Annotated in this window: 22 protein-coding genes; 19 read left to right on the top strand and 3 right to left on the bottom strand. The window is 39.3% G+C overall.

Translation table 11 applies throughout. From position 1 onward, the window contains the following. Positions 1-14 precede the first annotated feature (14 nt). From F4694_RS12735 to F4694_RS12715, 5 genes are read left to right on the top strand one after another with little or no spacing between them, the layout of a single operon-like run. Positions 15-917 carry a carbohydrate ABC transporter permease gene (locus tag F4694_RS12735; RefSeq protein ID WP_179598387.1) on the top strand — a complete coding sequence of 301 codons (903 nt, stop codon included), beginning with the start codon at positions 15-17 and terminating at the stop codon, positions 915-917. Positions 918-929: 12 nt separating this feature from the next. Then, positions 930-1,748: a carbohydrate ABC transporter permease gene (locus F4694_RS12730; RefSeq protein WP_179598385.1), complete on the top strand. Its 819-nt coding sequence runs from the start codon at positions 930-932 to the stop codon at positions 1,746-1,748. Positions 1,749-1,758: 10 nt separating this feature from the next. Then, entirely contained in the window at positions 1,759-2,448 is a 690-nt protein-coding gene (locus tag F4694_RS12725) for an SGNH/GDSL hydrolase family protein (protein ID WP_179598383.1), read from the top strand. A gap of 43 nt (positions 2,449-2,491) precedes the next feature. Further along, complete coding sequence (locus F4694_RS12720; RefSeq protein WP_179598380.1) at positions 2,492-4,126, top strand: MGH1-like glycoside hydrolase domain-containing protein; 1,635 nt, start codon at positions 2,492-2,494, stop codon at positions 4,124-4,126. A gap of 42 nt (positions 4,127-4,168) precedes the next feature. After that, positions 4,169-5,866, top strand: coding sequence for a sugar phosphorylase (locus F4694_RS12715; RefSeq protein ID WP_257029221.1), 1,698 nt, complete (start codon positions 4,169-4,171; stop codon positions 5,864-5,866). Between the two features lie 39 nt (positions 5,867-5,905). Here the strand turns inward: F4694_RS12715 and F4694_RS12710 are convergent, their stop codons facing one another. The 3 genes from F4694_RS12710 to F4694_RS12700 form a co-directional block, all read right to left on the bottom strand. Then, positions 5,906-6,811, bottom strand: a complete 906-nt coding sequence (locus tag F4694_RS12710) for an ROK family protein (protein WP_179598378.1) — start codon at positions 6,809-6,811, stop codon at positions 5,906-5,908. Beyond that, entirely contained in the window at positions 6,801-8,585 is a 1,785-nt protein-coding gene (locus F4694_RS12705) for a class I mannose-6-phosphate isomerase (RefSeq protein WP_179598376.1), read from the bottom strand. Before F4694_RS12705 ends, F4694_RS12710 begins: the two co-directional genes overlap by 11 nt. 135 nt (positions 8,586-8,720) lie before the next feature. Further along, positions 8,721-9,608, bottom strand: a complete 888-nt coding sequence (locus tag F4694_RS12700) for an AraC family transcriptional regulator (protein ID WP_179598374.1) — start codon at positions 9,606-9,608, stop codon at positions 8,721-8,723. Between the two features lie 219 nt (positions 9,609-9,827). Here F4694_RS12700 and F4694_RS12695 point away from each other — a divergent pair, with 219 nt between their 5' ends. The 14 genes from F4694_RS12695 to F4694_RS12630 all read left to right on the top strand — a co-directional run bounded on the left by F4694_RS12695 (position 9,828) and on the right by F4694_RS12630 (position 25,763). Further along, positions 9,828-10,790, top strand: a complete 963-nt coding sequence (locus F4694_RS12695) for an ROK family protein (RefSeq protein ID WP_179598372.1) — start codon at positions 9,828-9,830, stop codon at positions 10,788-10,790. 722 nt (positions 10,791-11,512) lie between these two features. Beyond that, positions 11,513-12,391, top strand: a complete 879-nt coding sequence (locus tag F4694_RS12690) for an aldose 1-epimerase family protein (RefSeq protein WP_179598370.1) — start codon at positions 11,513-11,515, stop codon at positions 12,389-12,391. A gap of 363 nt (positions 12,392-12,754) precedes the next feature. Next, the gene (locus tag F4694_RS12685; RefSeq protein ID WP_179598368.1) at positions 12,755-13,618 is read left to right on the top strand and encodes an ROK family protein; all 864 of its coding nucleotides are present in this window, start codon (positions 12,755-12,757) and stop codon (positions 13,616-13,618) included. Positions 13,619-13,874: 256 nt separating this feature from the next. Continuing rightward, positions 13,875-15,380 (top strand): BglG family transcription antiterminator, encoded by a 1,506-nt coding sequence (locus F4694_RS12680; RefSeq protein WP_179598366.1) that lies wholly within the window; start codon positions 13,875-13,877, stop codon positions 15,378-15,380. A gap of 20 nt (positions 15,381-15,400) precedes the next feature. After that, the gene (locus tag F4694_RS12675; RefSeq protein ID WP_179599032.1) at positions 15,401-15,874 is read left to right on the top strand and encodes a PTS sugar transporter subunit IIA; all 474 of its coding nucleotides are present in this window, start codon (positions 15,401-15,403) and stop codon (positions 15,872-15,874) included. A gap of 12 nt (positions 15,875-15,886) precedes the next feature. Continuing rightward, a complete protein-coding gene (locus F4694_RS12670; protein ID WP_179598364.1) occupies positions 15,887-16,204 on the top strand; it encodes a PTS fructose transporter subunit IIB in 318 nt (105 codons plus the stop codon). An 18-nt stretch (positions 16,205-16,222) separates the two neighbouring features. Continuing rightward, positions 16,223-17,308, top strand: coding sequence for a PTS fructose transporter subunit IIC (locus tag F4694_RS12665; RefSeq protein ID WP_179599030.1), 1,086 nt, complete (start codon positions 16,223-16,225; stop codon positions 17,306-17,308). A 27-nt stretch (positions 17,309-17,335) separates the two neighbouring features. Next, positions 17,336-18,187, top strand: coding sequence for a class II fructose-bisphosphate aldolase (locus F4694_RS12660; RefSeq protein WP_179598362.1), 852 nt, complete (start codon positions 17,336-17,338; stop codon positions 18,185-18,187). A gap of 25 nt (positions 18,188-18,212) precedes the next feature. Beyond that, positions 18,213-19,124, top strand: coding sequence for a ketose-bisphosphate aldolase (locus F4694_RS12655; protein ID WP_179599028.1), 912 nt, complete (start codon positions 18,213-18,215; stop codon positions 19,122-19,124). 108 nt (positions 19,125-19,232) lie between these two features. Continuing rightward, positions 19,233-19,757, top strand: coding sequence for a type 1 glutamine amidotransferase domain-containing protein (locus tag F4694_RS12650; protein ID WP_179598360.1), 525 nt, complete (start codon positions 19,233-19,235; stop codon positions 19,755-19,757). A gap of 265 nt (positions 19,758-20,022) precedes the next feature. Next, a complete protein-coding gene (locus F4694_RS12645; protein WP_179598358.1) occupies positions 20,023-21,942 on the top strand; it encodes a BglG family transcription antiterminator in 1,920 nt (639 codons plus the stop codon). Positions 21,943-22,107: 165 nt separating this feature from the next. Continuing rightward, a complete protein-coding gene (locus F4694_RS12640; protein ID WP_179598356.1) occupies positions 22,108-24,054 on the top strand; it encodes a PTS fructose transporter subunit IIABC in 1,947 nt (648 codons plus the stop codon). Positions 24,055-24,120: 66 nt separating this feature from the next. Beyond that, positions 24,121-25,080 carry a mannose-6-phosphate isomerase, class I gene (gene manA / locus F4694_RS12635; protein WP_179599026.1) on the top strand — a complete coding sequence of 320 codons (960 nt, stop codon included), beginning with the start codon at positions 24,121-24,123 and terminating at the stop codon, positions 25,078-25,080. Between the two features lie 167 nt (positions 25,081-25,247). Next, positions 25,248-25,763: a type 1 glutamine amidotransferase domain-containing protein gene (locus F4694_RS12630; protein WP_179598354.1), complete on the top strand. Its 516-nt coding sequence runs from the start codon at positions 25,248-25,250 to the stop codon at positions 25,761-25,763. The last annotated feature ends 743 nt before the right edge of the window (positions 25,764-26,506 follow it).

The following is a 26,506-nucleotide window of genomic DNA, read 5'->3' as shown; positions in this document are numbered from 1 at the left end:
AGGGGGACAGAGCAGTGAGGAAAATTCGAAGTTCACTCGGTGATTTGAGCAGTTATATATTTATTTTACCTACTATTATCGTTTTAGGATTATTTTTGGTTTATCCAATCCTTTGGTCCTTTCTAGCCAGCTTTAAGGATGTTAATCCTATCCTGCTGAAAAACTCGAGCTTATTTGAAGTACCCGGAACTTTTGCGGGGTTGGATCAATATATGCAGGCAATTGATAATCCATTATTTTTTAAATCCATTTTTAACACACTTTACTTTGGAGTCATTTTTATTCCCATCACGATGTTTGCCTCTGCTGGTCTGGCGATCCTGGTAAATCAGAAATTAAAAGGGGTAAATTTTGTCCGTTCCGTCCTTTTTATCCCTTATATCATATCCGTCGTCAGTGCCAGTTTAATCTTTATGTTCCTTTTTAATGGGGATAGAGGGCTTGTGAATGCATTACTTCAAAACTTTGGTGTGACTGGACCGAACTGGTTATCAAGTACCCTATGGGCAATGCCGGTCATTGCCATCATGCATTGTTGGGAAAAAATCGGCTATTTCATGTTGATTTATTTAGCTGGATTGCAAAACATCCCCAAGGAATTGTATGAAGCTGCTGATGTAGATGGCGTCACTACGTTTCAAAAATTTAGACTGATCACTTGGCCGTTATTAGGGCGGGTATCTTTGGTTGTGTCTATTTTATTAATCATTGATGCACTTAACATTTTCCAGGAGATCATCATTATGACTGGAGGTGGCCCTGCGGATTCAACGATCACGGTTCCGTTCTTAATTTATAACGAAGCCTTTAAGTATTTTAGAATCGGACCTGCAGCTGCCATGTCTTATTTGTTATTTGTTTTTGTCATTGTCATTACCTTTGTACAAAAAAGGATTGTGGATAAAAGATTAGGATAGGAGGGGGAAAACATGAAAAACAATAAGTCCATTTTAACGATATTGCTTTGGAGTACTGGTATTATATTTTTACTTCCCATTTATTGGTTAGTCATAAGCAGCTTTAAAAGCGATGCGGAGATTACTCAATTTCCTCCAACATATTGGCCAAAGGAATTCGTCTGGAGTAACTACCCGCAAATATGGGATTTATTGAATTTTGGTCAAACCATGATCAATTCTATAATTGTTTCTATAACTACAACTGTTTTAATTGTTGTTTTTTCTACTATGGCTGGTTATGCCTTTTCGAAGAAACAGTTCTTAGGTAAAAATATATTATTTGTTGCTCTAATAGGAACAATGACGGTTCCACCAACAGTATTATTACTGCCTTTATATTTTATTATCTCGAAAATGGGAATGTATGATAGTTTGACAGGGTTAATTTTACCCTTTTCTGTAACCGTGTTTGGTATTTTCTTTACCAAACAATATATTGATGATGTTCCAACAGAATTACTCGAGGCAGCAAGAATAGATGGATGTGGAGAGTTGCGTATTTTCTTCCAAATGGTCGTCCCATTAATTAAGCCGGCGATTACTACATTAGCTATCATCATGTTTGTGCAAAATTGGAATTCATTCACCATGCCATTGGTTTTACTTCAATCTGAAGATAAATTTACCATTCCGTTGCGTTTGGCTATGCTTGCCCAACAAAATGTGGCTGTTCCTTGGTCACATATTCTAGCAGCGAATGTCATCTCACTGCTACCTGTAGTCATTTTATTTTTAAGTCTGCAAAGACAATTTATTTCAGGGATCATGTCTGGTTCTGTGAAAGGGTAGGAGGATCATCATGGGCAAAAAGAAAATCATTGCTTGCTTAGGAGACTCCATGACGGAATTTTGGGGTTCTGAAATGCCGGAGTTAAAAGAAAGTTTATCAACTGCATTTAGTGACGTGGAGTTTGAATTGCACAATTATGGTGTAAGTGGAACACGGACTGAATATGGAAAATATCGAATTACTCATGATTATCCCAATCCATTTAAAGACGGAAATATGAAATGTTTATCTGCCGTTAGCCCGGATTTAATCATTGTAGAGTCGTTTGCCTATAATCATCGTTTGGATGGAGAACACCAAATTAAAAACTATCAAAATGAATTGCGTCTGCTCATCAAGGAAATTAAAGAAACCACTCCAGCAGAGATCATTTTCTTAGTGACCATTCCACCTGACAAAGAAAATTTTTTGGATAATATCCCTACCTATAGAAATGTCAATATTGAACTTAGAAAGGAATGGGCCGAATATTCGGATCGTTACCTGAAAGCTGCTCTTGAATTTGCGAAGGAAGAAGGTCTTCCTCTAGTGAATGTATATGAGCGTGTACAACAAGAAGTTCATCAGGGAACACCGATTCATTGGTTTATTGACCAAAATGATCATATTCATCCAAGTAGATATGCTTACCGTTTTACGGCAAAAGAGATTGTGAACGTTATTGAAAACTATCAATTATTGACTACTGATGGAAAGTAAATAAATAGAATATATTCGTTTATTAATAAAGAGAGGTATCTTAATGGGACATCAATTCTCTAAAACCCAACAGCGCGGACAGTTTTTTAAGAAAAAAACATATCAGGATACACCAATTATTCCATTTAGTGAAGCACGCCGTTTAATCCCAGAGCCCATTTGTGAAAACTATCCGATTGAAATCGATTGTTATTGGCGGACATGGGAGCTTGCTTATCAAAATGTTTATGCACCTACAAAAGAGAGCGGATTTGTCAGCAATTTTGTCGACGCGGCCTTTAATGATGACATCTTTATGTGGGATACGGCCTTTATTACGATGTTCTGTAATCTTGCCCATCCCTTTATCCCGGGGATTCGCTCGCTAGATAATTTTTATTGTAAACAGTTTGATAATGGGGAGATTCCAAGAGAAGTCGTTAGAGAAACGGGCGATGATTTCTCAAAGTGGGTGAACCATGATCGGAAACCGCTTCATTCCTACTTTCATAACCATTATCAGCATCGCGGTTTACATGGCGCACAGCCGCCAAAGTATGATGACATGCATCATCCAAAGTTAGGCCGAGAAGTAGAGACGCCTCCCTATCTTACTTTGGATAACCTGAACCATCCAATTATGGCTTGGGCCGAATTGGAAAGTTATCAGCAAACGGGCGATTTCGAACGTTTAGAATTGGTTTGGAGGCCTCTTTTTAAATACTATGGAGCACTGTGTTACCACTTATATAATCAATATGGGTTATTTGTTACAGATTGGGCGAGTATGGATAACTCACCTAGAAATAAGTACCTCGGCAGCGGTGTGGATATAAGCTGTGAAATGGTCTTGTTTGCCCGTAACTTAATTGAAATGGCACAAATCATTTCCGCAAAATCGGAAACTATTGAACTGGAAGTCACAGAGGCTATTAAACGATTAGAAAGCGATGTACGTAAATTTACAGAATCCATCAATGGTTTGATGTGGGATGAGAAAAAAGGGTTTTATTTTGACATTACCGATGACGGTGAACGTGCTCCGGTTAAAACGATTGCTGCGTTTTGGTCCTTGTTGGCAGAAGTGGCAACTAAAGAACAGGCGACCCGTTTAATTGAATGGCTTGAGGATCCGAAAACCTTTAACCGTGTTCATCGTGTGCCGACTCTTGCTGCAGATGAAAAAGATTACAATCCAAAAGGCGGTTACTGGCAGGGATCGGTTTGGGCGCCAACCAATCAAATGGTCGTCCGTGGTCTTGAGAAATATGGATATGATGAATTAGCAAAAGAAATTGCCATCAACCATTTGGAAAATGTTGTCCAAGTTTTTGAAGATACAGGGACCATTTGGGAAAATTACGCACCTGATAGTGTGACCGCAGGTGATGCGAATAATGTAGATTTTGTTGGCTGGTCAGGGATTGCCCCGATCTTATATTTCGTCGAATATCGACTAGGCATACGCGGAAATGCCCCGAGGAATGAACTAACTTGGAATATCGACATGAGTTTAGGGGAAATCGGCTGCAATCGCTATTGGTTTAATGGGAAAACGATTCATCTTCTTGCTGTACCACAGGAAGATGGGACTGTGAACGTGAAGGCAGAAAGTGATGGTCCTATAACACTAAGGGTGAAGGTAGATGGACGTGAACAAATGGTTGAACTTAATGGACACCTGCAATTTATTCTTTAAACCAATCCGTTAGGAAAAGAGATGTTGAAGGAGGTAAAAAAGATGATGAGTACAACAAGTTTAGAAAAACGGGAGAGTATCATCCAAAAGCTAGAGTTATTGTATGGCGATAAGGCCCAGGAATTCTATCAAAGTATTGAAAAATTAATTGAGAAAAATTCAAGTGCGGATTTGTCACCGAAGCCATGGGTAACAGAAGATGATGTCATGCTGATTACCTATGGTGATTCCATTAAAGAGGATGGAAAAGCACCCTTGCAAACATTGCGGGAATTTTTAGTGAAATATACAAAGGATACAGTATCGGCAGTTCATATTTTACCGTTTTATCCTTATACATCCGATGATGGATTTTCGGTAGTGGATTATCGGGAAATCGACCCACAACTAGGCTGTTGGAAAGATGTTAATGACATTGCTGATGATTTTGATCTGATGTTTGATGCGGTCATTAATCATATATCCAAGAGCAGCGAATGGTTTCAAGGGTATTTAAATAGTGATGAAAGGTATAAAGATTTCTTTATCGAGGCAGATCCTTCCTTAGACTATAGTAAGGTCACTCGCCCAAGAGCTTTACCTTTACTGACACCTTTTGAAACAAGTGAGGGAATTAAGCATATTTGGACAACGTTTAGCGATGATCAAATCGATATTAATTTTAAGAACCCAAAGGTAATGATCGAGATTCTTGATATCCTAAATATGTATGCAGTGAATGGCTCACGGTTCCTAAGACTCGACGCTATCGGTTTCATGTGGAAAAAAGTGGGGACAACCTGTATGCATCTTGAAGAAACCCATGCCATCATTAAACTCATTCGGGAGGTTTTGGAACTAAGTGCACCTGGTACGATATTAATCACAGAAACCAATGTTCCGCACAAAGATAATATAAGCTATTTTGGGAACGGTTATGATGAAGCGCAAATGGTTTATCAATTCCCATTGCCGCCATTGACTCTTTTCTCCTTCCAAACGGGGAATGCCCGTAAATTATCAGAGTGGGCTGCAAGTCTTGAACCTACAACCGACGCGACATCTTTCTTTAATTTCCTGTCTTCTCATGATGGAATCGGTATGAGACCGACGGAAGGGATCTTATCGGAAGAAGAAAAACAATTCATGGTTGATCAAACCATTGCCCATGGCGGCCTTGTCTCTTATAAGGATAATGGCGATGGAACAAAGAGTCCCTATGAGTTAAATATCAACTACCTGGATGCTTTGACACACCCCGACGCGGAACAGGATGTTCGTGTAAATAAGTTTCTTGCTGCTCACACGATTTTATTATCCGTCATCGGAGTTCCGGGAATCTACATTCATAGCTTGCTTGGCTCTCAAAACTATTACCAGGGTGTAGAAGAATCTGGGATTAATCGAAGAATCAATCGTGAGAAACTAAATAAAGAAGAATTATTTGCTGAGTTAGAAGCAGATACGCTTCGGAGTGCGATTTTTAAAGAGTTTGGAGCTCGCATCAAGCTAAGAAGAGCCCAAAAAGCTTTCAGCCCGAATGCGAAGCAGGAAGTGTTATTTTTAGATGATAGAGTTTTTTCTATTAAAAGAACGAATGTAGAAACAGGCGATGAAATGGTTGTCCTTGTCAACGTATCTAATGTTACCGTAAATTTAGAAACAGGGTATTCAGGTTTGGATATTATTGGGTCAGAAGAAATTGTTAATACTGTGACGTTACAGCCATATCAATCCATGTGGATCAAAATCAAAGAATAATAAAGAAAAAGGAAAACGACCAAGATCGTTTTCCTTTTTCTATGCAAACATTAGAGAAATACCTAGAAACGTATAATGTAATGCATCCTCAAGCTCATTTACTTTCGTGCTTGTCCTTTTTAGTTTCTCCTCTAAACTGATTTGAAATAGATCGAAGCTCTTGGCTATTTGTCCGCCGATGATGATTCGATGCGGCTGAAAGTTTTCGATATAAGGGAGCAGCATTTCACCAAGGTCACTGCCGAATTGAGTGAAAATGGCCTTGGCAGTACTATTTCCACGTCTGGCTATCTCTGCGAGTTCTTTCACATCAACCTTATTTACATTAATTGCAGCGGCAGCCTGTAAAATACCTCTCCGCGAGAAATGATTGTCTATGATGGAATCCCGAAAGGGTTGATTGTAAAGATATCCTTCAGGTGGAATGTTTTCAGCATTTTTTATTATTTTCCCTTGGTCAATAAATACTGAACCAAGTCCAGTGCCGATGGTCAAGCAAATCATTCGCTCATTCGGAAAGTTTTTACTTGCTCCCAGTCCAAAAAGACACCCGTCATTCTCAAATAACAAATGGATTTTCTTCGTTTCCAGCCAAATTTCAGTAGCGTGTAATCTTTGGAGTAGTTGTTCCCGGAGATTTACGCCGTACAAGGACTCAAACTTATTCAGCCCTTTGATATAGCTTATTCCATTTACATAATCAAAAGGACCAGGGAAGGTGAAGCCAATCCCTAGTACTTTTTGATATAAACCAGCGTTCTCTTTGTATTTTGCCGCAAGGGAATTGAGTATGCTGACTAAGTGAGTAATGATGTTTTCTTGGCTTTCATGCGACCGTGCTTCAAATTGACAAATGGTGTTATCGAGAATTCTATCTTGTTCGAGTACGCAAGCCTTGATATAGGTCCCCCCGACATCTAAAGCAAACACCACATCAGCCTTCAATGAAACTCACATCCCAATTTGGTGAAACTCCTGCTTTAATGAGCTTACATGGAGTAGATCCAAGATTGATAATTTTATAGCCGCCCAGCACTGAAGGTAGAATATAAGATTCAGCATAGGCAAGTTCAACAAAAACAGATTCGTCTGCAAGAGAAACAATCCGGATACGTTCTCCTTCGACGAGATTATACATAACGAATTCATTGTTCGTGTTATCCATCCATTCGGTTTGAAGATGAATTCGTCTTACATAGAATAGGAGATCATCTCGTTGGCCAAGCAAGTATTCTTCATTCTCACCTTGTGTTTGGATAAGCTGTGGTACAGGAATAAGATATTCTTTCACCCAATCTGTTTTTTTATCAAAATCAATATTTTCAAATGCATGGTCAATGTTGACTGGGCGCGGTTTTCCGTCCAAATCTTTCCGTAAATAATCATAGATTTTAAAGGTAAACCACCAGGTAGTAGATGAAATTTCAAGAACAAGATTATCTTTTCCAGAGCAGTGAACCGTCCCAGTTGGAATAAGGAACAAATCGCCTTTTTCTGCAGCGAATTCATTTACATAGTCGGTGAAAGGCATGGGTACAGCAGTTTCTTGCGCTTGTGTCACCGCATTCAGGAATCCTTCCCGGGTACAGTTTTCTGTTAATCCAAGGTAGACCTTCGATTCGCCCTTTTTATCCATAATGTAATAGGATTCTTGCTGCGTCATTAGTTCATTAAAGTGCTTCCGGACATATTCTTGCTTTGGGTGAACTTGGCAGGAAAGATTATCTCCATCAATTGTATCTAGATAGTCGAAGCGTACAGGAAAATAATCGCCGAACAACCTTACATTGCGTTCCCCCATGATGGTTACGTGTTCATAGGCCATAATGATGAGAAAGGGTACTTCGATGATGGTATCTTGATAACCGATAAGGATTGAATTTTCAGGTGCAATGGGCTCGAAGCCCCAAGCGCAGTTTACCCAGTCCTCTGGTAAATCGACCATTTCTTTCAGATACTGGCCGCCCCAAACCCCTGGAGCGAAGAAAGGCTTTACCCTCATCGGCGCGCGTGAAATGTGTGCAATGATTTCTTTTAGTCCAACACCTGTAGTGGCAACTGGTTTATTTGGCTGATTCATATCAACGTAAACATCAATCTTGGTTATTAGTTGTTTCCGGTAATTCTCGAGGATTGGCCATTCCACGAAATAGGCAATCTTATATTTTTCCACTCCGTCCCGGTTCCAAGTCATCCCGAAATTTAAAAGATGGTTCTTATATTCTAGCTGTTGAGCTTCTCTAGAAATGTCGAGAAAATAGAATAGATCGCATTTGCCCTCTGTAAGCCAATAGGCACCTGGACCAAAAACAATGACCACTTGCTTTGTGGTAGTATCATTTGGCAGTGAATGAGCGAAGGTTGACTGGGCATCATCCACAAAGTATATAGATACATTTGCTTCGATTACATATCCAAAAGCACGATTATCAGTAATGTTCTCTGCAAATTGATGACGAAGTTGTTCCCCAGATTTTAAGTAGCCAGTGGTACTGTGAACCAATGGAGTGTAACCTTGTTTTTCAATTGTAGCAATTAATGGCTGAAGGAACTTTTGATAATCAACACCATGAGTCCCGTCTATGACAAGAAGTGGGATTCCATTTTGCTGTTTTTCCAAAAAAGATAAGATGCCATTAATGATAGAATTATAACCAACGGTGAGTGGATTGGTATCGAGCTGCTCCCGAACCGGGTTTACCGGATATTTATTGAACATGATGTAGTTCCTCCCTATTTAAATCGTTTCTACATTCATTATATCTATCGAATGAAGTGAAGTATTTACATAAGGAAGTCATGTTTTTTCAAAAAGAGGACATAAAAAAACCTTCCGTAATGGAAGGAAGTTCTACTAATTAGTTTGGAGTTGTTTGTTAAATTCACCTGGTGTAACGCCAATGATTTCCTTGAAAACAGTGGTGAAATAATGGACAGTATCAAATCCTGTTTCTGATGCAATGGATTTAATCGATAAGTCAGTGGTAGTTAAAAGAATGGTAGCAAGGTTGATCCGTTCATTCCTAACATATTGGGTAAAAGTAACTCCTAATTCCTCTGTAAAGAGTCTAGATAGATGCCGGCTTGAAATACGCAAGTTATCTGCTACGTCCTTTAAGCGAAGTGGCTGAGATAGGTTATCTCGAATATATAATTTTGCCCGGTGAATATGCGTTGTGGATAATGGTTGATTTTTAATGTCTTTATCGTTATGGTTTTCTTTAATAAAATGCTCTGCCAATGAAAAAATCAGTGAGCCGCTAGTTGAAATGATGGTATCATGGATAAAATTCGTGGATTGCTGCGCTTGAAGGATCAACATTTTCCACATCATTTCAATAAAGAGATCTTCCTCATCTTTTATAAGGAAGGGTTCTACGGTAGATAGGAGCTGAAACAATTCTTGCCCTTTATCTGTTGATTCGGCATAGATTGGTTCAAAGGCAACAAATAATATATACAAGTCATTTTGGCTGATGATTTGATGTTTAATATGGGGACGAGATATGAAAAGTGTCCCTTTGGATAAGGGGTATTCTTTTCCATTCTCCAAATAAATTCCCGTACCACTCACGATATAACAGACTTCAAAAAAAGAGTGTTTATGCAGCATATTGGATTTCAGGGTTTTGTCTCCACCCCAATAGTGTAAATACAAAGATCCTTCTGTTCCTTTTATATAAACAGCGTGTTGGTTCAATAAGGTAATCCCTTTTTGCAATTGGTTTTGAGTTAACTCCATGGCAGTCTCTCATTTCCTCATCAATATTGACGACCGTTGCTAGTTTCTACTTAATATTTATAGTAAAGTGTCAAATAGGTTTGTCAAGGGAAGATTGTTGTTGTCGACGATAGAGCAACACAGAGATTGAAACGGTCTTATTTTATAAAAAGATGACGCATTGTTGTATAGGCGATTATTATGTGCCTGTCTATACTGAAAAAAAGGAAGTGAAATCTATTGTACAATCATTATTATCTTGCGTTTGATGTAGGTGGGTTATTTATCAACGGGGTGGTATTAAATAGCCGCGGAGAAATAATGCCTAATTCTGAGTCTTATTTTCCTTCTAAAAGTGATGTAGGCCGTGAAGAGTTATTAAATCATTTTGTACAAATCATTTGCCGGCAAATCGGAAAGATTTTAGATAAGTATTTTATTATTGATGGCATCGGTTTTGCTTTTCCAGGTCCTTTTGATTATCAAAAAGGAGTCTCTTTTATAAGTAAAGTGAATAAGTTCGAATCCCTCTATGGGGTGGATTTACGAAATGAATTGACGATGAGATTACGTCAGCAAAAGGTGTTTTTCCTGCATGCTGCTCAACCATTTCGTATCGTGTTTGAAAACAATGCGAATATGTTTGCTTTGGGTGAATGGGTCACTGGTAAAGCGAAGGATTATCATCGAGTCATGTTTCTAACCCTTGGAAATGGTACAGGATCTGCGTTTATGGAGAATGGAGAAATAATAAAAAATCGTGAGGATGTCCCGCCAAACGGTTGGGTTTACTGTCATCCTTTCCGTGAATCCATTGTAGATGATTATCTTTCAACGAGAGGAATCCTTCGTATTGCACAGCAATTAAATGTCAATCCAAACATAGGTTTGAAAGAAATTGCGGATGCTGCGCGATCCGGTCATAAAGATGAAAAAGAAGTGTTCCATAGATTCGGTGAATTATTAGGGGAAATGCTCCTGATATTCATTAAACCATTCCAACCTGATGCTGTGGTTATTGGAGGACAAATTGCGAAAAGCTACGATTTGTTTATGGGTCAGGTACATAGAGCATTAGATAATCAACAAGTCAGTATTTTGTTCTTAGACCGAACTTCTTATCCTACATTTGTGGGTCTTTCTAAAGCCATTACTTTGGAAAAAGAGGGACAGGAAATAGAGAAAAGTGAGTTCAGATTATAATATTCTGACCATGCCGTTGCAAATGGTGGGGAAGGTGCGGTTTTATTAAATATATGGTGTCGACTGTCGAACAATCCGAGAAAATTTGGAATTGACGGGGAAAGAGATTATAGTGGAAAGTTATCAGAATTAATATATTTTATTTCGACTTATCTAAATATGAATTTTTTGTCATCTATGCAATGATCTTTTCCCACTCTCCATGCCATTGTTTTTATTGTAATTTAGTAGTATTGTCTTTTTCACTGCTTACCATTATGAGCCTTATGGTTGCAGCCAAAAAGGAGACCATCAGTTATAGATTTTACAAAATGAAGGAGCTTACCAAAATTAAACCTGTTACATAAGTAATTCTGAAGAACATTATGGTACTTCACCAATGGGATTTGAACTTAGGAACAGGATTTGGCACAAACGATTGGTTAGTGTGCTATTTTCTAATCAAACGTTTGATTGAATATTGATATTCGTTGCTAATTGTGAATTTTATTTAATTGAGTAGAGAAAAAGTTGTCGTGAGACTTCCACAGTAAGGCAATCTCATATTGATAGTTAGCCTTTTATTCATGAAGCGTTTATTCTTGGAGAGAATACCACCTTTTCGAGCCAAAAACTGGGCTCATTATATTGGATTTGTTTCCACATTCAGCTAATCTGGTTTTACGGTCATAATAATGATTAGATAAATATGAATTGCCATATTAATGAGATGAGGGAAAAAAATGATTGTTATTGAGAATGATTGGTTGAAGGTCAATATTGATAGACACGGTGCGGAAGTACGTAAAGTGACGCATAAGAAAAATGGGCTCGATTATATGTGGACAGGGGATGAAGCTTATTGGGGGCGAGTCTCTCCTGTGTTATTTCCGATTGTAGGACGGTTAAAGGAGGATCAATATCAATTGGATGGCCAGACCTACAAGATGTCGCAGCATGGGTTTCTGCGTGATGTTGAATTCGCTGTGGATGAACAGACATCAGCCACTGTTTCTTTCGTGTATGAGTCTCTTGGCTCCCACGTTCATGTATATCCTTATGACTTTACAGCGAAGATTCGATATCGTCTTGAAGAGAATTCATTGATTGTTCAGTGGCAAATCCTGAATGTAAATAACGAAGAGATGTATTTTTCAATTGGTGCACATCCTGCATTTAAGATTCCGCTGGAAGAAAATGAGACCATTGAAGATAACCAAGTGAACCTTGCACCGGCGCCGAATAAGAGTGCGATGGAATATGAGCTAAAGAATTCCCTCATTCATGAGAAAGGGATAGTAACTAATCTTTCAACAATACCACTCACAAAGTCCATATTTGCCCATGATGCCCTTATTTATAGCAACATCGATAAAGTCACATTGGAATCTAAACAGTCGAGATATGGTGTAGAAGTTATGTTCCAAGGTTTTCCGTTTGTTGGGATTTGGTCAAAGTATTTGGAAACAGATGGGACAATCGCTCCGTTTGTTTTCATTGAACCTTGGTACGGCATAGCAGATACTCACGATACAACAGGAAACTTAAAGGAGAAGTTTGGCGTGAATAAGCTTAAGGCAGGAGAAACCTTTCAAGCGGAATATATGATGAAGTTTTATTAAAGGAACCGGGTGCCAGGCACCACAAGTGTTTTCTTCGACACTAAATCTTCTTAAAGCAGGAAAAAAGTTGTTTTGTCAGAAGGACTTACAAACTATACAATTTCGACAATTATTTTACACAAAGATAGCCTTAAGTTACTTAGTCCAAAGAAAATCCGAAGAGTTTAATCAAACGTTTAATTAGTTAATTTATAGCTAATCAAACGTTTGATTAAAAATGCTGTACTTCCCATGAACATGGGCTTTCTAGCGGAAAAAGAGTGAAAAATTTGTAAATATTTGAATTTCCGTTATATAGCCACCCTCCATAATCTGTATCTTTAGTATAATGGGTGTAATCTCAAACAAAATGGAGGAATGTATATGTTGGGTGCAATTGAAGCGGGTGGTACGAAGTTTGTTTGTGCTGTCGGCGATGCTACAGGGAAAATCATTGAACGTATTCAGATACCAACCACAATCCCTGAGGAAACCATCGTCCAGGTTATTGATTTCTTTAAACAATATCCTATTAAGGGGATGGGAGTAGGATCTTTCGGACCGATTGATGTGAACAGGGATAGTCCTACATATGGATATATAACGTCTACACCAAAACTTGGCTGGCGGAATTATCCGATTGTACGAACCTTAAAAGAAACCTTTGGTGTGCCTATCGGGTTTAATACAGATGTGAATGGGGCAGCATTAGGTGAGGCAACGTACGGAGCAGCCAAAGGGCTGGATAGCTGCCTCTATATAACAGTCGGGACAGGGATAGGAGCAGGCGCTGTGGTACATGGTAAACTCCTACAAGGATTTTCGCATCCGGAAATGGGGCATATTCTTGTTAGAAGGCACCCAGAAGATACGTATCAAGGAAAGTGCTCTTATCATCATGATTGCTTAGAGGGACTTGCGGCGGGACCAGCCATTGAAGAGCGCTGGGGAGATAAAGGGGTAAACCTTGTAGAGCGGTCCGAAGTTTGGGAAATGGAAGGCTATTATATTGCTGAAGCTTTAATGCAATATGTGCTGATTCTTTCACCAAAGAAAATTATTCTCGGCGGTGGAGTCATGCATCAAGAGCAGGTTTTTCCATCAATCTATAAACATTTGAAGAATCTATTGAACGATTACGTCTCTTTACCTGAACTGTCTGAATACATTGTCCGTCCAGGACTTGGAGACAATGCTGGAATCATAGGAGCCTTATTGCTAGCTCAACAAGCGATAGAAGAGAGATAAAGGGGAAGGTTACACCCTAAACAAAGGAACGCATCTCATTATCCTGTTGATTTAGGAGAATTCAGTATTTAAGGAAATTGCCAATACATTGTCTCCCATAAATAAAAGAAAGCGTAAATGGACTTTTATCAAGTTCTTTTACGTTTTTTTTTGCCCGTGCACTTTAATAGGGACATAAAAAAATTCAGAAAATTGTAATTGTGTATACGTTTTCACTCCCGTATCATAAAGACATAGAAAAGAGGTGATAAGTTGAATGGCATATGAGTTAAATGAACGCCAGCATAAGATTCTTAAAATCTTGAAAGATAAAAATGATTATGTTACGGCTAACGATTTGTCTGCTCAATTGTCTGTTTCGACGAAAACAATTTATCGGGATATCCAAAAAATATCAGACCATCTAATGAAGAACTATTCCCTCAGCAAGAAAGAAAACCTCGGATACTTACTTACACCAAATGACAACGTTGAGAAAGACGTGCAGGTTATCTTCAACAGTTCTAAAGAACGGCGGATCAATTTATTACTCTATCTTCTTTCGATAGCTCCAATGAAAACTTCCATCCAGAAGTTATCAGAGAGATATTTTGTAAGCCAAAGCTCTATCATTAACGATTTCAAATTTATAGAGGAAAATATTGGGCCTTATAACCTTCAATTATTAAAAGGAAATGACGGGTCTTTTATTGAGGGGCATCAGCTTTCAATCAATCGATTAATGTCCGTAATGATAGAAAGTTTTTTAAAACAATCAGGCGATCCGTTTAGCCAATATCACATCCCAACATTTATCGAAGAGGTAAGAAACCATTACAATAGGCTATATGAGATCAAAAAGTTTCTTCATGAAATTCAGGAGGAACAAGAAATCCTTTTAGATCAGCCATTTTATTTAACTTTATTTTGCAGCCTTCTTTCCATTATCGAGAAACACGTTAATTATTCACAATATCCATACAGGGAAGAGTCATTTGAAGCTTTGGATAAACAATCGAACGCCTACCATATTACTGTTGAATTGGTCAGGAAAGTGGAGTTATTTTATTCATTTAAAATGGAAGAGTTTGAGGTTCATAAGCTTTACTATATTTTGAAAGCGTATAAACTGACTTCTAGATTTCTGCTGAATCAAGATACAGAAGAAATCATGAACGAGAAAGTGAAGCTGCTTTCCAAACAGCTGGTAAGAAAAGTATCTGAAAAAATAGGCCATAACCTGGAAGATGAGGAATTATTACAGGATCAGTTAACCTGTCATCTTCACAGCATGGTGTACCGCTTGAACCACGATATTTATATTGTGAATCCCATTTTAGAGTCTATTAAATCGAATTTTCGCGATGCTTTTCAAATGGTTAAACAATGTATCAATCAGGTAAATAAAAACGGGAAGTTTGTGAAAAGTTTATCAGATGAAGAAATAGGATTTGTCACGCTGTACTTTCAAATTTCAATTGAAGAGCGGCTATCAAAAAAGATTCCTATATTAATAGAATGTACGAGTGGAATTGGAACTTCCCATTTGTTGAGTGAAAAGATAAAGAAAACATTTCCGAACATTGAAATCAAAAGAATTGTTGCCCAGCACCGACTCCAAAAAAGCGATTATGAAGATGTGGAACTGGTGATTTCCACGGTGAAAACCCATAGCATCATCGATAAGCCTACTATTTTGGTTAGCCCGATTTTAAACGATGAAGATAAAATGAAAATTGATCAGTTTATTGGTCGCTACTATAAGAAGCAAAAAGCAATATGAAAGGGGACTTGAGATTGGAAATGAAGTTGGAAGAAATTGATATTACGAAAGTCATCACAGAGGAATTAATAGATTTAAACCTGAAGGCAACGACGAAAATGGAAGTCATTGAGGAATTAACACATTTACTGTATGTCAATCATTGTATTGATAGTGAAGAAGGTTTCATTAAGGATGTGTTATATCGTGAGCAAGAGGGGGTGACAGGGCTTGAAAAGGGAATAGCCATTCCACATGGAAAATCTGAAAGCGTTATCAAAACGACGTTGGCTATTGGCCGAACGAAACAGCCAGTGGAGTGGGAATCGTTGGATGACAATCCAATCAATATTATTCTCTTATTTGCAGTGAAAACTTCCGATGCCACTACGGTCCATATTAAATTATTACAAAAAGTGGCTACTTTATTAGCAGATGATGAAGTTCTTCAGAGCCTTCAGGAAGTAGAAACAAAGCTAGAGGTCATTAATCTATTGTCCAAAAATAATGAGTAGGGGGATATCGTTATGAATATTGTAGGAATTTCAGCTTGTACGGCAGGCATTGCACATACGTATATTGCAAAGGAGAAATTAATCAAGACAGGTCAAGAACTTGGCCATAACGTCCGGATTGAAACTCAAGGAACCATTGGAATCGAGAATGAACTAACAAAGCAAGAAATTGAGGCTGCTGATTTAGTCATTATAGCTGCTGATATTAAGGTAAGCGGAAAGGAGCGTTTTAAAGGAAAAAGAATTATCGAAATCCCGACACACATTGCTATTAAGGCACCGAAGCAATTATATAAAAAAATCGAAATGGAATTAAGCGCTAGCAAATGATAAGGAGGAGCTCGTATGTTGAAGAAGCTGCAAATTAAAAAGCATGCATTAACTGCCATTTCGTATATGTTACCTCTCGTTGTTGCATCAGGTCTGTTGATTGCTATTGGAAATCTAACAGGCGGTACAGTGATTGAAAATTATAAAGAAAGCTTCTCTATACCGTCCGCACTCGTTTCGCTGGGTGTCCTGGGTATGGGATTACTGGCGCCGGTTATTTCCGCAGCCATCGCTTACTCCATTGCCGATCGTCCAGGGATTGCGCCAGGTCTATTAATGGGTTTAATAGCAAATGCGATCGGTGCAGGGTTTTTAGGTGGAATGTTAGGCGGTTTTATCGTAGGATTCTTTGTTCTCTTCCTTAAAAATCATCTAAAGGTTCCAAAGTGGGCAGAAGGTTTAATGCCGATGATGATCATTCCGTTAATTTCTAGTGTGGTAGTAGGGTTGTTAATGTTTTTCGTCCTAGGTCTTCCGATTGTATGGGCGACTGATGGTTTAACCTCTTTCCTAACAAACATGCAAGGATCAATGAAATTCGTCTTTGGTGCAATCCTAGGTGGAATGGCAGCTTTTGATTTCGGTGGACCTGTTAACAAAGTAGCTTCCTTATTTGCAGATGGTCTATTACTGGAAGGGATTTATGAACCGGAAGCTGTTAAGATCTTAGCTTCAATGGTTCCTCCGTTTGGAGTCACTATCTCATGGATTCTGGCAAAAGCCCTTAGAAAGAAGCGATATACGAAAAAAGAAGAAGATAATATTAAAATTGCCTTTCCAATGGGTGTCTGCATGATTACAGAAGGTGTTATCCCGATTGCAGCGGTTGATCTACTTCGTGTCGTAACCTCCTGTACATTAGGTGCTGCTGTAGGCGGAGGCTTATCGATGATGTGGAATGTAGGTTCACCAGTTCCATCAGGCGGAATGTTTATCGTCCCGGCAATGACTCATCCATTGTTATTCACTTTAGCTTTATTGATTGGATCTACTGTTACAGGAGTCATGCTATTTTTATGGAAAAAAGAGCCGGTTGAAAATCAAGATTTTTCACTGGATGAGGAAGAAGAAGAAATGGACTTATCTGGTATAAAGATTTCATAATCAAATGCTTTCTGGAGGGGGTGCAACATGTACGTTTCGATGAAAGGAATATTGGGACGAGCAAATGAAGGGAAATATGCGGTAATGGCCTTTAACTGTTTTAACCTTGAGACCGCTAAGGCAGTTATTCAAGGGGCACAAGAGTTGCGGGCACCTGTTATTATCAGCCTGCTGCAAGACCATCTAAAGGATCACTTAGGAAGCCATTTATTAACCAAGCCTATTATTCAGATGGCCAATGAAGCAAGTGTGGAAGTAGCGATTAATCTTGACCATGGCCAGGATATTGGTTTTGTTAAAAGGTGCTTACAAGATGGTTTCTCGAGTGTCATGATGGATGCATCTGCTTACCCATTTGATCAAAATATTGAAATTACGCGCGATATGGTTGAGTTTGCTCAAACCTACAACGCAAGTGTAGAGGCAGAGGTAGGGAATATTGGATCAGCTAGTGATATCATGACAGGCGATAGTATGCACACTGACCCTGAACTTGCGATTGAATTTGTTAAAAAAACAGGTATAGATGCTTTAGCGATTTCATTCGGATCTAGCCACGGCAATTATCCAGAAGGTTTTGTTCCGAAATTTAACTTTGATATTGTGGAAAAAATAAAAAAGGAAACCAATATTCCGCTCGTGCTGCACGGAGGATCCGGCTGCGGTGAGGAGAATATTAGAACGTCGATTGAATTAGGGATTAATAAAATTAATGTTGGTTCTGATTTTATGAAAGCGCAAGTGGATCAAATTAGGTATGAGTTAGATAAGAATCCCGCCATTAATCTCTTTGATTTAATCCACAGCACAATTGATGCTGGTAAAGAAGCTGTCAAGTATTATATTAATCTTGCAAAATCTACTGGTAAATCTTTATAAAAAAACAAGGAAAGAAGTGTTGATGATGTTAGTAACGATGAAACAATTATTGGAAGTAGCCAAGGAAAACCAATTTGCCGTTGGGGCATTTAACGTCGCGGATAGTTCATTTTTAAGGGCCGTTGTGGAAGAGGCTGAGAATGCTGAATCACCAGCAATTATTGCAATCCATCCATCTGAATTGGAGTTTTTAACAGACGAATTCTTCTCTTATGTGAAGCACCGTGTATACGAAAGTCCTGTACCATTTGTTATTCATCTCGATCATGGCGGTTCGATTGAAGAAATCTTAAGAGCGATTCGATGCGGTTTTACCTCTGTCATGATTGACGGTTCGCTGCTCCCATATGAAGAAAATGTTGCCTTAACGAAGAAGGCCACTGAAATCGCCCATGCGGTAGGAGTATCGATCGAAGGAGAGTTAGGTACCATTGGAAGTACAGGGAATTCAGTGGAAGGCGGAGTTACCCAAGTAACCTATACAAACCCGGCTGAAGCAAAAGATTTTATAGAGCGAACAGGCGTTGATACACTAGCGGTTGCAATTGGTACAGCTCATGGGATTTATCCAAAGCATATCAAGCCAGAATTACAAATGGATCTGTTGGCTGAAATTAATCAGCTAGTAAGTATCCCATTGGTACTTCATGGAGGTTCTTCAAACCCGGATAGTGAAGTGGCACAATCTGTGAAACTAGGAGTAAGTAAAATCAATATATCTAGTGATATGAAACATGCTTACTTTAAGAAGGCTCGTGAAATACTGAGCACAACAGAATATTGGGATCCAAATGTTATCTATCCAGAATGTATTTTGGAAGCACGGAAGGTAATTAACCAAAAAATGCACCTCTTTAATTCAGTAGGAAAAGCAAAACTATATGAAAAAGCTTCACGTAAACAAGAAGAGCAAGTTCCAGTTGGTGGTATGTACTAATAGGATTGAATACCATTTGTTAAATCAAAAAGAATCCACATGGGTTACTAGTGGGTTCTTTTTTGATTCTTCACTGTCGTGATTAAATTCAGAAGGGAATGGGATGATATGAGATTACAAGGAAAGAAAATTATTAGCCTAGTGCATCATGAGTTTGAAGACTTGGAACTTTGGTATCCGATTTATAGACTTCGAGAAGAGGGAGCAGTCGTCCATCTTGCTGGAGAAGAAGCCGGAAAAGAATATATTGGGAAATACGGAGTTCCTGCACAATCGGAATACGCGTATGGCGATGTTAAGGCTGAACAGTATGATGCAATATTAGTGCCAGGAGGGTGGGCTCCAGATAAAATCCGTCGATTTCCAGAAGTACTATCCTTAATACAAGAAATGAATGCAAGTAAGAAGGTAATTGGCCAAATATGTCATGCAGGCTGGGTGCTCATTTCTGCCAAGATTCTAGATGGAAAAAAAGTAACAAGTACACCTGGAATACGGGATGACATGGAAAATGCAGGAGCAATTTGGTATGACGAACCTGTCGTTACAGATGGTCACCTCGTATCAAGCCGCCGTCCCCCTGACCTCCCTGATTACATGAGGGAATTTATCCATGTTTTAGAACAAAAGTGAACATTGGGGACGGTTCTGGTGGCTTTTGTCTCTTAGGAATTCTAAGTAATTAAGGATTCCAAGGTATGATAGCGGTCACGAAAGATGTAGTCGATCGTGATCATTGAGAGGTTCCGTTCGGAAGGAGCCGTCCCGATGGTACGCTAATTAAATTTGTTTTGCAAATCCTACTTCCACCAGCATGTTAATTCTGGCACTCAAGTTTGATTTGGCCTGAAATTCACGATACACTTTGGTATATTGGAATTTTGAGCAGGTGCAAAACATGAATAGTAGACAGAAGGAATTATTGAGGTTGTTACTTCTTCATAAGGAAGATGACCTACAAATAAAAGATTTGGCAGCGGAGCTGTGTTGTGCGGAGAAGACGGTGCGGAATGATTTGGACCGGCTTGAGGAGTTTTTGCAGGATTACGAAAGTGCACACTTGTATCGCAAGCCTGGAATTGGTATCGGGATAGAAATTGACGAACATGACCGATCGGAAATCATGCGCGGCCTGTTAGTGAATGAGTCGAAGACACTGGAAGAGCGCTTGTTCGAGATGGCTTTTCAGCTGTTAACAAGTCATAAGCCTTTCACCCTGCAGTATTGGGCAGACCGCTATTATGTGCCGAAACCGACCATAAAAAGAGATATAGAAACAATTACCAATTGGTTGCAGCGCTATGGTCTTGAGTTGATTTCAAAACAGCGGCTTGGGAATATGGTTCAAGGCTCAGAGTTGAAAAAACGTAATGCTCTGGCACACTTACCTGAACTGATTCCAGCCTTTTCGAACACAAACAATGTCGTGCTGGATTTATTTTTACCCTATGAGATCGCTGCGGTGAGAAAAGCATTAATAGACATGCAACACACCTTTTCCGTAACGTTCACAGATGAAGCGGTGGAAAGTTTATTGGTGCATGCATTAATCATGGTTAAACGGATAAGGCAAAAGTCGCCGGTTTTTATTGAGCAGAATGAAAAAACTGTAACTCATACACATAAAGAGTATCAATATACCGAATGGCTTTTCAATCAACTAGAAGCGGCATACCAGTTGAAATTTCCAGAAGAGGAAAAGGTGTACTTTACGTGGCATCTGATTAGCGCGAAACGGATGGCGGAGGGTTCGGATCAGGAAGAACTACAATACAATGAAGAAACAAGTCAAGTCGTTCACTCGCTGATTGAGAGGATGGGAAAGCTGACACTCTTTCCTTTTGAACAGGATTTGATTTTACGAAATGGCCTTGCTGTTCACATGCATTCGGTAATTAGTCGAATTCGCTATCAATTCCCGATTACAAATCCTCTGCTTGCAAATATTAAGCATATGTATCCTTACATGTTCAGTATGGTGATTTTGTCATTAGAAGAAATCAGCAAAACTTTTGATATTGAAATCCCGGAAGATGAGGCTGCGTATATTCTCCTTCATTTTCAGGCCTCCATTGAACGGCTTGAAGGTAAACGTGAAACAGAGAAAAAGAAAACGCTAATTGTTTGTCATATGGGAATTGGCATGTCCCATTTACTTGAGGCGAAAATTGAACAGCAATACCAAGACATTGAAGTAGTCGCTTGTGTCGGAAAAGCGGAGGTCAATGAGTTTTTAAGACAGAATTCAGTAGATTTTATTATCACAACCGTCCCGCTTGAAAAGGTAGGCACAGACACCATTGTGATTTCACCACTTTTTGGTCAGGAAGATAAAAGGAAATTAAGTCAGTTCGTTGCGAAAATCCAAGTTGATGAATCAACTAGCCCATTCTTACCTTATATAAATGAAGAACTTGTGTTTTTTAATCTTAGTAAAGAGCACCGATACGAGGTTGTTGAAATGTTGGCCATGGCTCTTTATAAAGAAGGCTACGTAAAAAGAGAGTTTATTTATAGTTCGGTAAAGCGCGAACAGAAATCAGCGACTGCAGTTGGTGGAGGGATTGCGATTCCACATGGAGATCCAGCGTACATTTTGAAGCCTGCTATCGCGGCAGCAGTTTTACGGGAACCATTGATTTGGGGTGAGGAGAAAGTTTCGCTTGTCTTTCTGCTTGCGCTCACAAAGGAAAATCAAGCTGAGCTCCGTGAAATCATCGGGAAAATTGCTTCGATAAGTGATTCACCACTTGTTGTGCATGAGTTAACAGAAACCGAGAACTTCCACAGTTTTGTGAAGGTGCTTGAGGAATACTAGAGTAAAGAGAAAAGGCAGTGGGTAAACCCCCACTGCTTTTTTAGGTTTAAATAAACACATTTTACCGCTGGTTGTGGTAAAAATATAAAAAAATAACTGGACAAGGAGGGTTTACTATATAAGTAAGCGATTACTAAATCTATTAAATAGTCAGGAGGAACTAGCATGGCGAAAATATTAGCTGTAACAGCTTGCCCTGTTGGTATTGCTCATACGTATATGGCTGCCGAAAACTTGCAAAAGGCAGGCAAGGCGCTGGGCGTCGATATAAAGGTTGAGACACAAGGTTCCATTGGTGTTGAGAATGCATTAACAGAGCAAGATATTGCAGAAGCAGATGGCATTATCATTGCCGCCGATAAAGAAGTACCAAAGGAGCGTTTTGCGGGTAAAAAGGTTATCATTACTGGCGTTCAAGATGGCGTTCATAAGTCAGAAGAACTGATTAAAAAGGTGTTAAGCGGAGATGTTCCTGTATATAAGCCAGAGATGGCCGGTGCTAGTAAGTCAAGCGAGGGGAAAAAGAAAGACAATCCGATTTATAAGCACTTGATGAGCGGGGTTTCTTACATGGTTCCATTTATCGTTGTTGGGGGATTGTTAATAGCGCTTGCATTAACACTTGGCGGCGAACAAACACCAGGAGGAATCGTGATCCCAGAGGATTCCATTTGGTCTAAAGTTAGTGCACTTGGTGGAACAGCGTTCACTTTTATGGTGCCGATTTTGGCCGGATTTATTGCCGTAAGTATTGCTGACCGTCCGGGACTTGTACCAGGGATGATTGGCGGTTACATTGCAGCAAACGGCAGTTTTTATGGCAGTGAAGCGGGTGCTGGATTTATTGGTGGTATTATTGCAGGTTTCTTAGCAGGTTATGTAGCGTTGGCGATTAAAAAGATTAAGGTCCCAAAAGCTATACAACCAGTCATGCCAATTATCTTTATTCCGATTATTTCTTCAGTCATTGTTGGATTATTGTTTATTTATGTAATTGGGGCACCTGTTGCTTCTATATTCGAGTCATTAACATCTTGGCTGGCTGGAATGCAAGGTGGAAGTTCCATTTTACTAGCCATTATTCTTGGCGGAATGATTGCCGTTGACATGGGTGGCCCATTCAACAAGGTTGCATTTCTTTTCGGTTCTGCGATGATTGCTGAAGGAAACTACGACATCATGGGGCCGATTGCGGTTGCGATCTGTATTCCTCCGATTGGTTTAGGTCTTGCAACATTTATTAACAAGCGCAAATTCCGTCCAACGGAAAGAGAGGCAGGAAAGGCTTCATTTACAATGGGTCTATTCGGAATTACTGAAGGGGCGATTCCATTCGCTGCCCAGGATCCGCTCCGTGTCATTCCAAGTATTGTTGTCGGTTCAATGGTTGGTTCTGTGATTGCCATGCTTTCAAATGTAGGGAACAGAGTGGCACATGGCGGCCCGATTGTCGCGGTATTAGGCGCGGTTGATAACGTAGTCATGTTCTTTATTGCAGTGATTATTGGAGTACTTGTAACCGCGTTTATGGTTATTGCTTTGAAAAAGAATGTTGACGGTGAAGTAGCTGTTACTGGTGCTGAAAATGTTGGTGGCACTGCAACACCGGTACGAGAAGATAAGATTGAACAGTCTACTGTTACTGATACAGAAATAAAGAAGTTAACCGATATTACAAGTGAATTCTTGATTGAAACCGATTTAGCAGGTACAACGCGTGATGACGTCATTGATGAGTTGATTGCGAAATTTGATGCGAGTGGTGTGTTAAGCTCGAAGGAAAAATTTAAACAAGCCATCTTAAATCGTGAAGAACAAAGCTCAACTGGACTTGGAATGAATATTGCGATTCCGCACGGTAAATCAACTGCGGTGAAACATCCAGCAGTGGCTTTTGGAATCAAACGTGACGGTGTTGACTGGAAGAGCTTAGATGGCACAGATGCAAAACTAATTTTTATGATTGCAGTCCCAGAAAAAGCTGCAGGTGATGCACATTTGAAAATTCTTCAAATGCTATCACGCAAGTTGATGGATGAAGATTTTAGAAATCAATTATTAAAAACCACGACAAAAGCAGATGCATACAATTTGCTTGAAGATATCCAATAATCTTGTTGAAAAGAGAGCGAAGACCATATGCTCTCTTTTCAGCTATCACAGAAGGGAAAGATGATGATGTACAAAACAGAACCAATTTTTTTACAACCGGTATTTCAGGAACGAATTTGGGGCGGTGAGAAATTACATACGGAGTTCCATTATGAAATTCCCTCCGCTCATACTGGGGAGGCATGGGTGATTTCTGCACATTCTAATGGACCAAGCATGATCAAAAATGGACCATTAGCAGGAAAGACACTAGCAGATGCGTGGAAGGAACAAGGTGGGCTTTTTAACAAAGCTACTAGTAATGATGAAGAGTATCCATTGCTGGTGAAAATATTAGATGCAGCCGAAGATCTCTCTGTCCAAGTGCACCCGAATGACCAATTCGCTCGTGAAGTGGAAGGTGTTCCCTATGGAAAAACAGAATGCTGGTACGTGGTCAGTGCAGAAGAAGGCGCAGAATTGGTATTAGGCCACCATGCGAAAACCAAGGAAGATTTGGCTCAGATGGTCGAGCTAGGAGAATGGGATCAGTTGCTCAGAAAGATCAAAGTCAAAGCTGGAGACTTTGTCTATGTTCCAAGCGGGACGATTCATGCCATTGGAAAAGGAATTGTTATTCTCGAGACTCAGCAGAGCTCTGACATTACGTACCGTGTCTATGACTATGATCGGATCGATGCGGAGGGCAATAAGCGGGAATTGCATCTTGAACGTTCGATTCAAGTAACAACAGTTCCTCATCAGGATGCCTCGGTCGAGCAAACCGAAACAAATATTGGGGATTTGGTAGAAAAGAAGCTTGTTGAGGAGCAATACTTTACTGTATATCATTGGAACTTGAACGGCAAGGCCCTAAAGGACATGACAAAGGATTTCTTACAAGTAAGTGTCATCGACGGGCAAGCGGCTCTAACTATTGGAGAAAACACCTTCCAAATAGAAAAAGGCACTCATTTCATCCTGCCAAACGGAATCGGAAAATATAGCTTAGAAGGTCATGCAGAATTTATTGTGTCACATGTTTAATCATCAGTATTTATGATGGCCTTTAAGGATAATAAGAATATGAAATCCCAGAACATAGAGAAGAGGGAAAAAAGATGATTGTCATTGAAAATGAGTGGTTGAAGGTCAGCATTGCTTGTTTCACCCAATAAATTTAAGGGTACTGTATGGATAAGGAGTTGATGATAATGAGTAAAAAAATTGCTGTTTTACTAACGAATGACTTTGAGGATTCCGAATATGTCGAACCTGTACAGGCTTTTAAGGAAAAGGGGCATGAGGTAACCATAATCGAGATGGAAAAGGGAAAAAACGTGAAAGGAAAGCAGGAGAAAATCGAAGTCGTTATTGATGAAAGCATTGATGATGTATCCCATGGAGAATTTGATGTACTTTTCATACCAGGCGGATTTTCACCGGATATTCTTCGTGCCGACGAGCGTTTTGTTCGTTTCGCAAAAGCATTTATGGAAGCTAAAAAACCTGTATTAGCCATTTGTCATGGACCTCAGCTGCTTATTACAGCAAAAACGCTTGAAGGGCGTGACGTAACTGGCTATAAATCCATTCACGTTGATCTAGAAAATGCTGGCGCTAATTTACATGACAAGGAAGTAGTTGTTTGCCAGAACCAGCTGGTCACAAGCAGACAGCCGGAAGATATACAAGCATTTGTGCAAGAATCCTTAAGAATAATAGGATAATAGTTAGGCAGAAGGGGATCCTTCTGCCTAACTGAAGTTGTTTACCCGTTATCCCCACAAAGATAATGCCAAAAATCCTTGTTGGTTTTGCAGCTATGTACAGTTTTAGGCTTTTATCGACTGTATCGAAATAAATCCAAAAAAGGATTTTTAGTAGCTGCCCTATGACAGCTACTGTTTTTTTATCTGAAGAACTACTATCAGCTGGTCTGTGTTTGAGTTGATAGTTAAGCGGAGAAATTCTGCCTAATTCGTAATTAGTATTAAAAAAGCTTAAATAGAAGGAGAGATTACGCCTATTGGCTCAAGAAATTCGAAAATGGGGGGTTTTGCTTTGATTAAGCGAAAAACCTCCGCTTATTTCCCCCGATACGAGCTCCATTCTGCGTTTAACCGGAAAACCTCTGCTTATTATTTTACTTTTGCTGATTACTCGATTAAGTATAAGACATATTAACTAAGAGACACCGCGTTTTTGTACAAAAAGATGAACCAAAATACGGTTTTTTGATGGAGCCAGGGATTAATATAAGTGTTCTTATCGGTAATAGGATAATATTGACAAACTTAAGAAATCTACTAAACTAAAAATAGTTCTATACTCAAATTCTCCTTTTATAATACTCCAAGTCTTTATTTGCCCTTTAATTTCTTCAACAACAATTTAAGCAACATCCCTCATTGATTTTACAAATATTACCTATTTCAAATGAATACATAATCGAGATGCTCCATTATGTACG

The organism is Neobacillus driksii, assembly GCF_013409995.1.
Classification (GTDB): Bacteria; Bacillota; Bacilli; order Bacillales; family Cytobacillaceae; genus Neobacillus; species Neobacillus driksii.
The sequence above is the reverse complement of the archived record's forward strand: the minus strand, read 5'-3'. Positions and strand labels throughout refer to the sequence as shown.

Excerpts from the sequence above, each read along its gene's own strand:
- F4694_RS12730 (WP_179598385.1), top strand. The coding sequence starts at position 930 with ATGAAAAACAATAAGTCCATTTTAACGATATTGCTTTGGAGTACTGGT.
- F4694_RS12725 (WP_179598383.1), top strand. The coding sequence starts at position 1,759 with ATGGGCAAAAAGAAAATCATTGCTTGCTTAGGAGACTCCATGACGGAA.
- F4694_RS12720 (WP_179598380.1), top strand. The coding sequence starts at position 2,492 with ATGGGACATCAATTCTCTAAAACCCAACAGCGCGGACAGTTTTTTAAG.
- F4694_RS12715 (WP_257029221.1), top strand. The coding sequence starts at position 4,169 with ATGATGAGTACAACAAGTTTAGAAAAACGGGAGAGTATCATCCAAAAG.
- F4694_RS12705 (WP_179598376.1), bottom strand. The coding sequence starts at position 8,585 with ATGTTCAATAAATATCCGGTAAACCCGGTTCGGGAGCAGCTCGATACC.
- F4694_RS12700 (WP_179598374.1), bottom strand. The coding sequence starts at position 9,608 with ATGGAGTTAACTCAAAACCAATTGCAAAAAGGGATTACCTTATTGAAC.
- F4694_RS12690 (WP_179598370.1), top strand. The coding sequence starts at position 11,513 with ATGATTGTTATTGAGAATGATTGGTTGAAGGTCAATATTGATAGACAC.
- F4694_RS12685 (WP_179598368.1), top strand. The coding sequence starts at position 12,755 with ATGTTGGGTGCAATTGAAGCGGGTGGTACGAAGTTTGTTTGTGCTGTC.
- F4694_RS12680 (WP_179598366.1), top strand. The coding sequence starts at position 13,875 with ATGGCATATGAGTTAAATGAACGCCAGCATAAGATTCTTAAAATCTTG.
- F4694_RS12675 (WP_179599032.1), top strand. The coding sequence starts at position 15,401 with ATGAAGTTGGAAGAAATTGATATTACGAAAGTCATCACAGAGGAATTA.
- F4694_RS12670 (WP_179598364.1), top strand. The coding sequence starts at position 15,887 with ATGAATATTGTAGGAATTTCAGCTTGTACGGCAGGCATTGCACATACG.
- F4694_RS12660 (WP_179598362.1), top strand. The coding sequence starts at position 17,336 with ATGTACGTTTCGATGAAAGGAATATTGGGACGAGCAAATGAAGGGAAA.
- F4694_RS12655 (WP_179599028.1), top strand. The coding sequence starts at position 18,213 with ATGTTAGTAACGATGAAACAATTATTGGAAGTAGCCAAGGAAAACCAA.
- F4694_RS12650 (WP_179598360.1), top strand. The coding sequence starts at position 19,233 with ATGAGATTACAAGGAAAGAAAATTATTAGCCTAGTGCATCATGAGTTT.
- F4694_RS12645 (WP_179598358.1), top strand. The coding sequence starts at position 20,023 with ATGAATAGTAGACAGAAGGAATTATTGAGGTTGTTACTTCTTCATAAG.
- F4694_RS12640 (WP_179598356.1), top strand. The coding sequence starts at position 22,108 with ATGGCGAAAATATTAGCTGTAACAGCTTGCCCTGTTGGTATTGCTCAT.
- manA (WP_179599026.1), top strand. The coding sequence starts at position 24,121 with ATGTACAAAACAGAACCAATTTTTTTACAACCGGTATTTCAGGAACGA.
- F4694_RS12630 (WP_179598354.1), top strand. The coding sequence starts at position 25,248 with ATGAGTAAAAAAATTGCTGTTTTACTAACGAATGACTTTGAGGATTCC.